Origin of the sequence: Acidisphaera sp. S103 (assembly GCF_009765975.1) — a bacterium.
GTDB lineage: Bacteria > Pseudomonadota > Alphaproteobacteria > Acetobacterales > Acetobacteraceae > Rhodopila.
The window spans coordinates 1-13,906 of the sequence record NZ_LMUJ01000050.1 but is presented as its reverse complement, the minus strand read 5'-3'; the positions used below and the strand labels follow the sequence as shown (position 1 = coordinate 13,906).

Here is a 13,906-nt window from a genome sequence, read left to right as displayed (position 1 = left end):
TTGCCCCCGCCGACGCGCTGGTCAGCAACATCCGGCCCGCCGGCCTCGCCCGCCTTGGCTTCAGCTACGAGACCTGCAAGGAACTCAACCTGAAGATCATCTACGCGGTCGCCACCGGCTTCGGCCAGGACGGTCCCTGGCGGGCGCGCCCGGCCTTCGATGAGATCATTCAGGCCGCCTCCGGTTTCGCCTCTGCCATGGGTACCGATGAGGAGCCGGCCTTCGTTCCCAGCCTGATTGGCGATAAGATCTGCGGCATGGCGTTGACCTCCGCTGTGACCGCCGCGCTGCTGCACCGGGAACGCACCGGCGAGGGGCAGATGGTGGAGGTGCCGATGCTGGAGACGCTGGCGGCGTTCAACAGTATCGAGATGTTCGGCGGCCATGCTTTTGTGCCGCCCATCGGGCCGTCCGGTTATAAGCGCATGAAAGCCCGCCGCCCCGTCCGCACCAAGGATGGCTGGCTGACCATGTTGCCCTATTCCGGCGCCAACTGGTGCGCTTTCTTCGAGGCCGTCGGACATCCAGATTGTATCGAGGAATTTTCGGTGCGCGACCCAGTGTTACGCGCCAGGAACATCGACAAAATCTACGACCGGATGCGCGATATCGCACCCAGCCGGACCACGGCGGAATGGGAGGAATTGCTGCTGCGGATCGACGTGCCGCACACGTCGTTCACGAAGCTGACAGAGGTCGCCGAACAGCCGCATCTGAAAGCAGTGGGATTGTTCGAAGAGGTAGAGCATCCGACCGAGGGCAAAATCCGCCAGGCCCGCCCGCCCGCTCGGTTTTCCGCCAGCCCTGCCGGGGTTCGCCGTCTGGCGCCCGGGCTGGGCGAGCACACGCGGGAGGTGCTGCGTGAGGCGGGGTATGCGCCGGCCGAGATTGACAGCCTGATCGAAAACAAAGCGGTCGGGGCGGCGTAAGGGGAGAAAGACAATGAGTGACTGGAGCAAGGTGACGAGGCCGATCCCGGTCCCCAACGAATGGACCAAGCCGTTCTGGGATGCCGCCAAGCGGAATTCCCTGGAATTGCAACGGTGCCAGAGTTGCGGGCATTTTCAGCATCCGCCGTATGCGACATGCGTCCAATGCATGGGAATCGACCTGAAATTCGAGGCTGTGCGCGGCGCGGGGACGATCTATGCCTACACCATCATGTATCACACGGGTGACAAACGTTTCGCTTCCGTCGTGCCCTATGCCAGCATCGTGGTGGAACTGGATGACGCACCCGGTGCGCTGCTCGCCGGCAATCTGCTGGAATCCAACTACACTGAGGCAAAAGTCGGCCGGCGGGTCGAGGTCATCTTCGAGAAACTGAACGACGATATTACGCTGCCGCAATTCCGTCTCGCGGTTTAGGGGAGAGAACCGACATGTGGGACAATCGTTGCAAAATCGCCATCAGCGGCGTCGGCTATTCCAAGGTCTCCCGGTCCGCCGACATTCCGCTTGCCGCGCATGCGCTTGCCGCTGTGAAAGACGCGGTGGCGGATTCGGGGCTGGAGATGTCGGACATCGATGGTCTGGCGACCTATCCGGAGCTGCCGGCGACCGGCCATGCCGAGGTCGACGGCATCTCCATCGTCTCCGTCAACTGCATGATGGCGATGCTGAAATTGCCGTCGCTGACCTGGCACATCCAGGTGGGCACGACCAATATCGGCGGGGCTGTGCAGCAGGCGGTGAACGCGCTGCTCGCCGGCGTGTGCAAATACGCCGTGGTGTGGCGGGCGATGCACAATCCCAAGGGCACATACCAGAACCTGCCCGGGGCGCAGGCCCAGGGCGCTGCCCAGTTCACCGCCCCCTACGGCTTCGGCGGTCCCGGCCAGGGCATGGCAGTTGCCTATACACGCTGGCTGGAGCGTAACAATCAGACACGCGACAAGATGGCGACCCTCGCCGTGACGCAACGCAAGCACACGCAGCATAATCCGCATGCGTATTTTTACGGCACGCCGCTGACTCGAGAGGACTATTTCGCCTCCCGCATGGTCGCCTATCCGTTCTGTTTGTTCGACTGCGACATCCCGGTGCAAGGGGCGGTCGCCATCGTGCTGACGACGGCGGACCGGGCGAAGGACCTGAAGCCGAAACCCGCCTATATCGCCGGTTACGGCCAGCGGCTGCACTTCGAAACCGCCGGCCGCATCGGCAGCCTGTCCAGCTACATGGAAGGCGGCAGCAGCTCCGCCAAGCTGACCTGGGAACGGTCCGGGTTCAGCCCAAAGGATGTCGACGTGGCGCAGATCTACGACGGCTTCTCCGCCTCCGTCATCTACGGTCTGGAATCGTACGGGTTCTGCAAGGAAGGCGAGGCACTGGATTTCATTCAGGACGGTCGTATCGAACTCGACGGCGAACTGCCGCTGAACACATTCGGCGGCAGCCTGGGCACCGGCCGTATCCACGGCCTGTGGCACATCATTGAAGGCGCATTGCAGGCGTCGGGACGTGCAGGATCACGCCAGGTCAAGGGCGCCAACGTGTCGTTTGTCGGGGCCAGCGCGCCGATCGTGACCGGCACGACGTTTATCTTCGTGGGGGATCCGTACTGACCCCTCAATCCGCGTAGGTCACACCCCAGCGCCCGGAGCCGTCTGTCGGCGGCTCACACCACACCGGCACCGCGTTCCGGGTGCGCACGTTCGGCTCGTGCCCCATCGCGCCACGCAGCGCTCGGAACACCGCGCCATGCGCCACCACCAGCACCACCGGCGGCCGAGCGATGCAGCGGTTGACGGCGGCAACCGATCGGGCTGTCAGGGCGGGGAAACTTTCAGCGCCCTCGGGCGTCAGCAGCCCATCCACCCACTGCTGAAACCCCCAATCAGCCATCGGCGTGCCTTCCTGGACGCCGAACGACACTTCCCGCAGACCCTCGTCGATCTGCACCGGTAGACCGAGTTCGGCACCAGCGATTTCGGCGGTGACCCGGGCACGCGACAGCGGAGAGGAGATCAGGTGGCGAATCCCCTTCCCTCGCAGCAGCAGTGAGGCAGACCGGGCCTGCGCCAGCCCGGTCTCATTCAGCGGGATATCGACGGCCCCCTGCGACAGATTTTGAACGTTCCAGTCGGTCTCACCATGGCGCAGGAACCAGAACGCAACGGGGTGCAGCCTGTCGGCAGGGGGGGCGCTCATCGGATCAGGCCAGACCTTCTTGCTTCAGCACGCGCTGGACGGCGGGACGTGCCATCATGCGGTCCAGATGTGCGGCACAGTTCGCCGGCAAGGCGATGCCGACACGCTTCGACCAGAACTCGACATAGAAGATTGCGGCGTCGGCGATGGAGAATTTGCCGACCGCGTACTCCTTGCCTTCCAGCGCCTTGTCGATGAGGGCGAAGCCTTTTTCGGCGATTTCCTTGCCTTTGGTCTTCACGGCTTCCTCATCCGCCGCGCTGGGGGTGAAATTGGCGGCGCGGAATTGCCGGCCGAAGCCCTGCATGTGGATGGTGGCGACGGCGTAATCCAGCAGTTCCAGCGCGTGCGCCTGCTGGTCGATGTCGTCCGGCAGCAAGTTGGCGAAGGGATTGGACTTGGCCAGCCAGTAGGCGATGGCGGGGAATTCGGTGAGGACAGAGCCGTCGTCGCGGGCCAGGGTGGGCACCTTCGATTTCGGGTTCACAGTGGCGAACGGCGGCTTGTACTGCTCGCCTTCACGCAGGTTCACAGCAGCCGTCTCGTAAGGCTTGCCGATTTCCTCCAGCAGCACATGGATGCCGATCGAGCAAGCGCCTGGTGCGTAATAGAGTTTCATCCGCGTTTCCTTCCGTCGGTTGTTGAAGCAGAGGCCCGTCAGCGCCAGGCCCCGACCGCGGGCCGGTCGAGACCAAGGTTCTCCCGCAGCGTAGCCCCTGTGTAGTCGGTATGGAACAGCCCACGGCGTTGCAATTCGGGGACAACGAGGCGGGAGAAATCCTCATACGCGCCGGGAACGTGGGAGGCGGCGACCACGAAGCCGTCGCAGGCGCGGGTGGAGAACCATTCCTCCAGCCCATCGGCGACGTCTTTCGGGCTGCCGATGAAGCGCGGGTGGTCGTGGAAGGTGCCTCGACGGGTGATGTTGATGAAATCGCGCGGCGACGGCAGGCGATTGCCGAGTTCCCGGCGGATGCGGTCGCGCATGCCTTGCACGCCGGTCCAACTGTCGATCTGCTCCTGGGTGAACGGCTGGTCGATCGGCTGTTTGGCGAAATCGAAATTCAACACCTCGGACAGCAGGGACAGGCTGTCGATTTCCTTGGGGAGCGAGTCGATGAGGGCGGCCTGGTCTTCGGCCTCGGCCCGCGTTTCGGCGACGACGGGGTAGACGCCGGCGCAGACGAAGGTCTTGTCCGGATCGCGGCCGGCGGCTTCGACCTGGGTTTTGAAGGACGCGTAATCGCGCTGCGCCTGGGTCAGGCTGTGATAGGCGACGAAGACGCACTCGGCCCAACGGGCGGCGAAGCGCTGGCCTCGGCCGGACTGGCCTGCCTGGATCAGGACGGGGTGGCCTTGGGCGGACCTTGGGACGGTAAAGGGGCCGCGGGAGTTGAAGAATTCGCCTTTGTGGTCGAGGCGATGGACCTTTTCGGGGTGGGCGAACAGCCCGGTTTCGCGGTCGGCGACGATGGCGCCGTCTTCCCAGGCGTCCCAGTGGCCCATGACGACCTCCAGGAACTCGTCGGCGCGGTCGTAGCGCCGGTCGTGCTCGCCGTGGGAGGCGTGGCCCATGTTCAGGGCTTCGCCGTCGTTCATCGAGGTGACAATGTTCCACGCGGCCCGGCCGTCGGTGACGAGATCCAGCGTGGCGAAGACCCGGGCGACGTGGAACGGCTCGAAATAGGTGGTGGAGAAGGTGGCGCCGAGGCCGAGGCGTTCGGTGGCCATGCCCATGACGGTCAGGATGGTGATGGGGTCGAGTTTGACGCAGCGGATGCCGTTGGCGACGGTGTGGGCGTGGTCGCCGCCGAACAGGTCAGGCATCGCCAGGCGGTCGTCGAAGAAGCCGAGGTGGAATTTTCCGTATTCGAGGGCTCGGCCGACGCGGCGGTAATATTCGGCGGTCGTGAAATCCTGCCGCGCCAGGGGGTGGCGCCAGGAGCCGACGAAGTTGGTGCAGTTCTGCGCTTGCAGGAAGCCGACAAGGGTCATCTGGCGCATCGTTCTGGTTTCCCTGCCGTGGTTCTGGGTTCTGTATACCGGTGGGTACGGGATGGCGAAAGGTTCGGGGGAAAGGCGCTTGCATTCGCCAACGATCCCGCCTAGAACCCGCGACCTGATCGGAGCGCGGGCGTAGCTCAGGGGTAGAGCACAACCTTGCCAAGGTTGGGGTCGAGGGTTCGAATCCCTTCGCCCGCTCCAGATTTTCTCCAGGAAATCAAACGGTTAAAAGACGCCCTGCGGGGTGTTCTTTGCTTCCCCGACCTCGGCGCGAAAATCGGGGAAGCAGGGGGGAAGCGGCGGAAAGCGCGAAGTAGCGGGCTTTGGGTCGCCTTCGGCATGGCCAGCTTCCCCAAACCACCGTTTGTCGCCTGCACGACAGACCACAATGCGAGACGTCGCGCTCGATTAAGAGGGCTCGCTTTGGGCGCGTCTGTGCTTCCCTGGAGGCCAAAGCGACGGCAATTTTGCTTCCCTGGGCGCTTCCCCCGTGCTGGCTGCGAGGCAGATCCGAACCTCATCGTTCAGCGCTCCCGTCTACTAGACGCGTTGGCAGCACCAGCCGCAGCGAGTCTGGCAACCGCACAAATCCATGCGCCGCATAGAAACTGGCGGCCGCCTCGTCCACAGCATCGGCGATCACCATCGAGGACCCGACCGTCTTGGCGGTTCCAAACGCCCGCTGGAGCGCGTCGGCCAAAAGGATCGCGCCCAGACGCTGTCCATGCCTGTCCTTTGAGATGGCCAGCCGGTCGATCAAGGTGGCATTCACCAGCGGGTAGCGTGGAACGTGCTTGCGCGCCATCTCCGGCACATCGCCTTGGGAAATCGGCACGGCGCAAATAGTATAGTAGCCGAGGACCCGAGTCGGCTCGCCGGTCTCGCTCAAGATGAACACGGCATTCGCCTTCCGACGCACGTCCTGGCCGGCCTGGGTCTGGAGATAGTGACCCAGGCTTTCCACCCCACACGCAAAGCTGCCCCGGTCGTGCTCGTCCCCGAGCAGTACGATGCGAAGATCTTCGGATGGCCGTTTCGCCATTCACGGCACGACCCGGCGGTTATGCTCCGCAAACGCCCGCTGGAGCCGCTCGCTCGACGCCGGAAGATTGACCAGGGCATCGAAGAAGACGACGCGGTCCCGCCCGGATAGAGCGAGCGTCTCATGCTCCGCGATCGTCCGCCGGGCAGCGTCCGTAAGGGCGGTCATGCAGAAGTCGGTCAGCTTGCGCCGTTCTAGCTGAGCCGCCCGTCGATCAGAGTTTTGGTCGGCTCGTCCACCCGAAACCCGAGTCGCTCTTCCCGAAGCCGCCGGTTGTGTTTTGCTGTCGTGGCCATGACACCTCCAACTCCACACGTACGTCAAATGGACGAACTTTTCCAGCACTACATTCCGTAGCAGGTCTGAGCGAGGGGTAGGCTTGATCGGTTTGAGGTCTTGCGACCTGCGCCAACGGCGGGGCAGGCACTGTAACATGCGGCCACCCAATTCGACCCTGGCCGGGTGCATGCGCCACGAGAACATACGGGAGCGACACGATGCAGAGGCTGGTGGCCTAACGAAAATCAGAACCAAGCTTAACTCCGCCGCCAAACGGTCCAACCGGACGCGATCACCTCACAGATCCGCGATCCTGGTATCGACTCGCTACGCTCTTTGATCAAATATCGAGTAGGAGGGGATTGCGTGCCGATAGCCGAGAAAGTAATACGCGATGCGGTCGCCCGCTACGATCGCGAACGGGATCGTTACCTAAAGCTGGCTGCACGAGTGTCGGACATTTGCCGGTCGAGTATCGTAGAAGATAACGCGATCCGGGCGCAGGTGACATTCAGGACCAAGACTGTCCGAAGTTTCGAGGGTAAGCTGACGCGCTTCGCGCGTCGGCCAGACAAGAATTATTCGAGTGTCGATGAAGTGTTCGCCGGCGTCGGGGACTTCGCAGGCGTCCGCATCGCCACCTATAGGCCGGAGGATGAGCGCCGGGTCACCGATGAGATCAGGAAATTGTTCGAGGGCGAGGCCAGTGCGGCGGTGTTCGTCGACAAGAAGGACAAGCTCGCCGTCAACAGCTACCAATTCTATCGAGCCACTCATTGCCAGGTCTTCCTTCGGGAAGACGATCTGGTGGGCCATTATGAGAATTTGCGGGGAACAAGCTGCGAGATTCAGGTGTGCTCGATGATGGCGCACGTCTGGAACGAAATCGAGCACGACATCGGTTACAAGCCGGAGGGCGGGCGCCCCGGCGAAGCGGAAAAGGGGCTGCTCGAGGCTCTCGGTCACCTGACTCGCTCCGGTGATGCCGCGATCACGCGGTTGCTCGCCGCTAACGCCGCGCGGATGCAGGAAAATGTCGGGGATTTCGTTGACGTCCATGATTTTGTGGCGCGAGTGAGGCCCCATTTTCCGGAAGCAGACCTGTCAGTTAACGCTGGTCAGGCGTTTGATGAGATTGTCCAGCAGGGGCTCAACTCGATACCGAAGCTCATTGCGTCGCTCGGAGAGGAGGCGCTCAAACCAGCCGTGGCAGCCAGCAGGATCGAGGCGTTTAACCGCTATCTGGAATCCATCGACAGCGCGGAATATGCCCTGAATCCGGCCTCCGCCGACGTCGTGACCGTAGCAATACTCCATAAATTTGCCGGGGCGATCGTCGACCGGCATCCCTCCGAACGCGGCAAGGGCCGGCCAGCGCGGATATTCTTCGTAGGCCGCCTCTATGACCGCTTCCTGGAAAGCCTGAACACCAGCGAGCGCAGCGCCGCATGAGCTTGGCGCACGTGTAATGAGCAGCGCGCTGCCACGCACGTGGTTCGCCGAGACCGGTGCGACCTTCAAGCCCGCCGAGTCGCAACTTGCGATTTCCAAATCCCCCATCGAGCGCTCGCCGGGTGACGCCTCGCCTGACCTGGTGGAGCTTGTGCTCGCCAATGACACGTCCGTGCGGCTGCGCAATTCGATCGTGGCCACGGCCGAAGCCGGCACACTGCCGTTCCTATCTGTTCGCGACTATCTGGCCGCGGGCCCGACGGCAGTGCCAATCATGATGCGCAACGTCCGGCATTTTGGCGCGAAGACAGCACGCGAGCTCGATCTCCTCGTCAAGGCGGCGGCCGAAGCCAACGCTGCTCCAACAGAAATGATCGCGCCGGCTGAAGATGGTCCTAGCCCGCAAGAAATACTTGGAGCGATCGGACACCTCTCCCTCGTCCAAGCCATCGAAGGCGAGCTTCTGTCGGCCCGGCTCGAGCACGGACTGGCCGCTCCCGAACTCCGCACGATGCGCTTCAGTGCTGTCGCATTCGCGCTCGACGACTTCCTCGCAGCGCTTCAGCGACGGCTGAACATTGGCAGGACATCCGTCAAGGAAATGGCGCGCCTGGTGCGGCGGCTTACACCGCGGCTGCTGGCCGAGAATGGCGTCGCGCAGGCGCAAATCGCGCGAACCTACGAAGCCCTGTTCGGTGAGGAACAACCAAACGACGCTGATGATGCGGCCGATGATGTGCCGCATTTTGAGACGCTTGCCGGGTGTCTCAACTGGCTGCTCGGCCAATGCGAGGCGCGGGATCGTCTGATCGTCGAGCGCAGATTCGGCCTAGGGCACGCGGCACCTGAAACGCTTGAGGAAATCGGAGCGGACTATGGAGTGACACGCGAGCGGATTCGCCAGATCGAAAAGCGGGCTCTGCAGCGCATGCGGGTTCGAATGCGGCGCGTTCCGTTCGCTGACCTTGTCACATCGGCGTCGCCCGACGCCTGGCTGCAGATCAGCGAAGGCCGCGGATGGATCTCCGACAAACAAATGGACCCCGCCTTGCGCAAACTCGATGGCACCATTCAGCTCGCATTGGAGCTGACCGGGACGGCACCGGGCAACTGGCTGTCGGCCAAGTCGACGCGCGCGGCCCATGGCTGGTTCGGCACGCCGGTCGATCCGGAGCTGACCAAGTCAGCCGCAGCCGACCTCGGCGCTTTTCTGAACTGGCCGTTGCCGCGCTCCTTCTCCGAAGCGGGCGGTGCCGACATGCCGCTTCATCTGGAAGCAGCGCTCAGGATCGAACTCGGCCTTGAGCTTGATCAGGGCTATGTCGTCCAGTCGAAGCCGGGACGGCGGATGCGCCGTGCGATTGGTCTACACCGCGTATTGGCTTCGGCCGCCGTGCCACTCTGCGCCGAGCGTTTGATCCAGCTCTATCATCAGCTGTGTCCATCCGACCCTTGCTCCGCGCGCGACGTGGACATCGTTATGCACGCGGCGCCGCATCTCTTCATCGAGACGTTCGATCATGTTTGGTTTGGTATCGGAGCCTGCGGCGCCCCCGTCATTCTAGATGATCGGCCGGCGCGCCTGCATGAGGACCAGCCGGCGAATGCCGGATCCGATGCGGACGACGATGGCGAAACCTGTGCAGAGTCGCTGGTCGTCGCCCTGGAGCGCCGTGGGCCCGAGCGCCTATTGACCCTCTACCAGAATGCGGAGGACATCCTTCCACCGGGGCGCTCGCCAAACAGCATCGGGCCGACCTTACTCAGCAATCCCCATCTCTTCGCGCGATTCCTCCCGGGTGTTTATGGCCTGCGCCATCAGGTGCCTCCGCCCGAAGACCTGCTCTCCAGCCCTCCGCCCTATCTCCTCGAAAATAGTCAGCTACGCCTACTGGCGCTTGCGCGACGCGCGGGCGAGCGCCGCAATGTGTTTCCCCTCTGGTCCGCCGAGGGCGAATACGCGCTCGCGCGCTGGGGCCGCCATCACGGCGCGCCGGAGAATTTCCGTTCGCTGCTTGCCGTCGCGGACATTGACGCGTGGCCCATCTCCACATCCGAGCGCGCGCACTGGCAGGAACTCGCGCGGCGTGAAGGCCGTTTCCAACTTGCAGACGCCCTACGTCATGATGCCTTTACCCGACCCGAATTGGACCGTCTTCTCGCGGCCTGCATCGAAGCCGGGAATGCCGGCGACCTCAACTGGATGGCGGTGAACCGAATGGCGGGACGGCGGATCGATAGCCATGCTGGCGCGTCCGTCATGGCAATCCTGCTTGCCCTCGGTGCGCTGCGTAGCGAGAGCGCCGCCCCCTCCACCTGGCAGAGCCCTCACCGGGTGACCGAACGTGCGGGGGATTTGCGCGTGCAGATGATCTGCGAACTCTCCTCGACTGGAGCCCTCGCCTGGGACCGGGGCATGGGACCGAGTCTGCAGGACGAGATACGAGCCGCGGCCGCTGGGATGGACAGCTGGCCGGAGGCCGGCCGTCTCGCTGGGATGTTCGACAGCTCTGTACGCAGCCCCATTGCTTCGCCGACCATTGCGATCGATCCGCTCGACGCCATCATGGCCGAGAGCCGCCAGTCTGCCGAGAGGCAGAAGCGCGAGGACCTGCTACAGTGGCTGCTTGAGGAATGATGCGGCATCGGGGCGTGGATGACTAAGGGGGTTGAGCACACAGGCTTTCATCCGAAGAGCCACTACCGGAGCGGCCGCGACAGCCTAGCCGACGACTTTTTCGCGCCGTGCATCCGCGAGGCGAGCACCTACCGGCGCGCTGCGGGATATTTTTCCAGTACGGCCTTGCTCGCTTGGATCGACGGCCTTCCGCGGGCAGCGCTCAGGATGCTATCCATCCGCCTCATCTCGTCCCCGATGATATCCGAAGCGGATCGGCGCATCCTGACAACGTTGGACAACGATCAAGCCCGTGCGGCGTACCGGGCGACTGTCGTCGATCGCATCCTCGAGGAAATTGCCAAGCTTGCGCTGTCACCCAACGACACGGCGATCCGCGCGCGCGTCTTCGCATGGCTCATCGCCAATGACCGGCTGCAGCTCAAATTCGCTTTTCCAGAGCACCTCGATGAACCGGGCATCTTCCATGAGAAGTTCGGGATCTTCGATCTGGAGGGCGGCGGCAGGATCGCATTTACCGGCTCGGCGAACGAGACAAGCGGCGGCCACAGCAGGAACTACGAAAGCATAGATGTCTATTGCGATTGGCTCCCAGGCGAACAAGATCGCGTCGCGACCAAGGCCGAGCAGTTTGACGAAACTTGGGCCGGCGAAGCCGCCGGACTCGCCGTCGTTGAGCCATCGGCCAAGATTCTTGACCGGCTGCGCCAGAACGCCGACTGGCCGTTCGTCGAGCCCACTCTGAAGGAAATAGCCGACAAACCCGAAGAAGCCGATCCGCGCTGGCGACATCAGGACGAGGCGGTGGCGGCCTTTCTGGAGAATCCCGCAGGTATTCTAGAAATGGCGACCGGCACCGGAAAGACACGGACGGCGATCAAGATACTAAGCCATCTCGTGTCCGAAGGCGCGATCAACTGCGCCATCGTGACCATGGAAGGGACCGACCTGCTCGAGCAATGGGCGGGGGAACTCGACGCCTGGAGTTTGGACGGCGGTCCAAAATGGCTGATCTACCGCCATTTCGGTCGTTATCACGAGATGGGCGATTTCCTCGTTGATCCAGAAAAGACGCTCATCGTCGTCTCACGCGGACAGCTCGCCCGTCTGCTCGTGCGTCTGCCTGACCGGATCGAGGCCAAAGCGCTCATTATCCACGACGAGGTACATGGGCTCGGTACGCCGAGTCTGGTTGCGAGCCTTGCCGGTCAGCATGCCGCATTCGGCTGGCGCGTCGGTCTCAGCGCCACACCAGACCGCGCCTATGACGCCCAGGGCAATGACTTTATCACCAGTGAACTGGGACCGCCCCTGTACCGCTTTCCGCTGGAGAAGGCGATCGCACGCGGCGTGCTCAGCGAATTCGATTACAGGCCGCTCGCCTATGACCTCACTGATGGCGACCGAGAAAGGCTCCGACTCGTTTACGCCAAGAAGGCCGCGCGCCTGCGCGAAGGCCGACCGATGGGGAATGAAGAGCTCTGGACTGAGATCGCGAAGGTCTACAAGACTGCCGAGGCAAAACCGGAGATCTTCGAAGAGCACCTCCGGGTCGCCCCCGAGATCCTGAACCGCAGCATCATCTTCGTCGAGACGATCGAATATGGCGAGCGCATCCTCGCTTCGATTCATCGTCGCACCCACCGCTACCGCACCTATTATGCGGATGACGATCGTGATCATTTGGTTGCCTTTGCCCGGGGCGACATCGATTGCCTCATCACCTGCCACAGGATCTCGCAGGGCATCGACATTCGCTCGCTCAACGCAGTGATCCTGTTCGCCTCCGCGCGCGCGAAGCTCGAAACGATCCAGCGCATCGGGCGCTGTTTGCGGATCGATCCGACCAATCTTAGCAAACGCGCACTTGTGGTGGACTTCGTGCGGCCGGGAGGTGAAGCTGACACCATCCCAAACGCGGACCAGGAACGCAGCGCGTGGCTGATGGATCTCGCGACGGTAAGGAAAGGAGATGATCATGGCACTTGATTCCGCGCTGGCTGCCGCACTGCGCGAAGCTGTCGAGGAAAGCGGTCAACCGCGGGCGCTTTCGCTCCGGCTCGAAGCGTGGCTTCAGGCCATGACCGAGGGCGACGACGCGCAGGAAGACCAGGCCCAACGCTACGAGGATGTCCGCGAAGCGATCCAGCTAGAAGGACGCCGAGTGCGAATTGACATTGCGGGGTGGTCGGCCTCGGGACTGCGCTGTCCCGACGTCGTCATCGACCTGATTGGACCAGCATCGGCAACACCCAAGGTCACCTTGCTCCAGATGCCCAACGGCACGGGCAAGACCACCACACTCGAGATGCTGATCGCAACGCTGAGCGGCGCCGCGACATCGTGGGACGAGAAGCTGGTGCGCAGCTATCGACGAAAAGGCGATGACGGCGAGCTTGGTACATTCGTCGTATCGCTGCTTGTCGACGGTCGGCCCTTATCGATCGAACTTATCCTCGATTTCGAGATGGGGAGCGCACGCTATCGGACCACCAATCCCGGGAGCCGGGGCGTGGAAGACTCTTGGTCGCCGACTCCGCTTGTGCGTCGCTTCCTCGCCAAGGAATTTCTCGGCTTGTTCGTTTTCAACGGCGAGTTTGCCGCCCGCTTGCTCGACGAACGGCAAACGGCAAACGGCAAACGGCAAACGGCAAACGGCAAACGGCAAACGGCAAACGGCAAACGGCAAACGGCAAACGGCAAACGGCAAACGGCGGCGGACGACGCGATCGATGCACTTTGCCAGCTCTATCTTCTCGATGAGGTTGAGGATTTCGTCGAGCAGGAATGGTCGCGGCGGACCAGACAGGCTGGCGCAAAGAGCGACGGCGCCCTTGCGCGGCTCCGCACCAAGCTTGCTGATATGACCACACGACGAGCGATCATCGTCCAGGGGCGAGCCAAGGCCGAAGGTCAGGTGCGCGACACCGCCGCTGAAATCGCGGATCTTAGCGCGAAAATAGAGGAACGTCTGGCGACCGGACGATCGACCCGTGAGCAGTTCAACGAAGCCAAGATCGAGATGGCGCGGGCCGAGGGCGCACTCGCGGTTGCGGCAGGGTATGCGATGCAGGCGCTACGCCAGCCGCTCGCGCTTCACCCGTCTTTCGCGAAGTCGTTGATCGCGCTCAAAGACAATCTTGATAATCTCCGACTTCCTGAAAACACCTCCGCCCAGTTCTTCAACGAACTGCTCGAGGAGGATGAGTGCATTTGCGGCCGCGAAATGACGGTCGGTGCTAAGAACCTGACTCGAAATCAAGCGATCGCCTGGTAATCTCGAGCGATCCTGCGGATGAGCAGGAAGCCCATGGCCAGCATGAACCAAGCCTGCGACG

The 13,906-nt window shown here is 62.9% G+C and carries 12 protein-coding genes and 1 tRNA gene; 8 read left to right on the top strand and 5 right to left on the bottom strand.

The features are described 5' to 3' along the window. The 3 genes from GSQ89_RS14395 to GSQ89_RS14385 form a co-directional block, all read left to right on the top strand. On the top strand, nt 1-929 hold a 929-nt coding region (locus tag GSQ89_RS14395), incomplete at its 5' end, for a CaiB/BaiF CoA-transferase family protein (protein ID WP_158926296.1). 13 nt (nt 930-942) lie between these two features. After that, nucleotides 943-1,368: a Zn-ribbon domain-containing OB-fold protein gene (locus GSQ89_RS14390; protein WP_158926294.1), complete on the top strand. Its 426-nt coding sequence runs from the start codon at nt 943-945 to the stop codon at nt 1,366-1,368. Nucleotides 1,369-1,382: 14 nt separating this feature from the next. Beyond that, nucleotides 1,383-2,567, top strand: a complete 1,185-nt coding sequence (locus GSQ89_RS14385; protein WP_158926292.1) for a thiolase C-terminal domain-containing protein — start codon at nt 1,383-1,385, stop codon at nt 2,565-2,567. A 4-nt stretch (nt 2,568-2,571) separates the two neighbouring features. On the opposite strand, the gene GSQ89_RS14380 is transcribed toward GSQ89_RS14385, so the two are convergent. Genes GSQ89_RS14380 through GSQ89_RS14370 form a run of 3 tightly spaced genes read right to left on the bottom strand, consistent with a single transcriptional unit; the run spans nt 2,572 to nt 5,157 of the window. After that, nucleotides 2,572-3,153, bottom strand: coding sequence for a histidine phosphatase family protein (locus tag GSQ89_RS14380; RefSeq protein ID WP_158926290.1), 582 nt, complete (start codon nt 3,151-3,153; stop codon nt 2,572-2,574). 4 nt (nt 3,154-3,157) lie between these two features. Then, nucleotides 3,158-3,772, bottom strand: a complete 615-nt coding sequence (locus tag GSQ89_RS14375; protein WP_158926288.1) for a glutathione S-transferase family protein — start codon at nt 3,770-3,772, stop codon at nt 3,158-3,160. A 38-nt stretch (nt 3,773-3,810) separates the two neighbouring features. After that, complete coding sequence (locus GSQ89_RS14370) at nt 3,811-5,157, bottom strand: LLM class flavin-dependent oxidoreductase (RefSeq protein ID WP_158926286.1); 1,347 nt, start codon at nt 5,155-5,157, stop codon at nt 3,811-3,813. 126 nt (nt 5,158-5,283) lie between these two features. On the opposite strand from GSQ89_RS14370, the gene GSQ89_RS14365 reads away from it, so the two are divergent. Further along, a tRNA-Gly gene (locus tag GSQ89_RS14365) sits at nt 5,284-5,358 on the top strand. A 316-nt stretch (nt 5,359-5,674) separates the two neighbouring features. Here GSQ89_RS14365 and GSQ89_RS14360 read toward each other — a convergent pair. Beyond that, nucleotides 5,675-6,199: a GNAT family N-acetyltransferase gene (locus GSQ89_RS14360; RefSeq protein ID WP_158926284.1), complete on the bottom strand. Its 525-nt coding sequence runs from the start codon at nt 6,197-6,199 to the stop codon at nt 5,675-5,677. Further along, complete coding sequence (locus GSQ89_RS40505; protein WP_254073206.1) at nt 6,200-6,367, bottom strand: DUF1778 domain-containing protein; 168 nt, start codon at nt 6,365-6,367, stop codon at nt 6,200-6,202. Nucleotides 6,368-6,844: 477 nt separating this feature from the next. On the opposite strand from GSQ89_RS40505, the gene GSQ89_RS14350 reads away from it, so the two are divergent. The 4 genes from GSQ89_RS14350 to GSQ89_RS14335 are packed head-to-tail and all read left to right on the top strand — an operon-like array spanning nt 6,845 to nt 13,845. Then, nucleotides 6,845-7,930: a GTP pyrophosphokinase family protein gene (locus tag GSQ89_RS14350; protein WP_158926282.1), complete on the top strand. Its 1,086-nt coding sequence runs from the start codon at nt 6,845-6,847 to the stop codon at nt 7,928-7,930. A 16-nt stretch (nt 7,931-7,946) separates the two neighbouring features. Then, nucleotides 7,947-10,568, top strand: coding sequence for a sigma factor-like helix-turn-helix DNA-binding protein (locus GSQ89_RS14345; RefSeq protein ID WP_216856169.1), 2,622 nt, complete (start codon nt 7,947-7,949; stop codon nt 10,566-10,568). Between the two features lie 18 nt (nt 10,569-10,586). Beyond that, nucleotides 10,587-12,557, top strand: coding sequence for a DEAD/DEAH box helicase family protein (locus tag GSQ89_RS14340; RefSeq protein WP_216856168.1), 1,971 nt, complete (start codon nt 10,587-10,589; stop codon nt 12,555-12,557). Next, nucleotides 12,547-13,845 (top strand): CxC ATPase DNA modification system associated small protein, encoded by a 1,299-nt coding sequence (locus GSQ89_RS14335; protein ID WP_158926280.1) that lies wholly within the window; start codon nt 12,547-12,549, stop codon nt 13,843-13,845. The genes GSQ89_RS14340 and GSQ89_RS14335 overlap by 11 nt, the downstream gene beginning before the upstream one ends. Nucleotides 13,846-13,906: the final 61 nt, after the last annotated feature.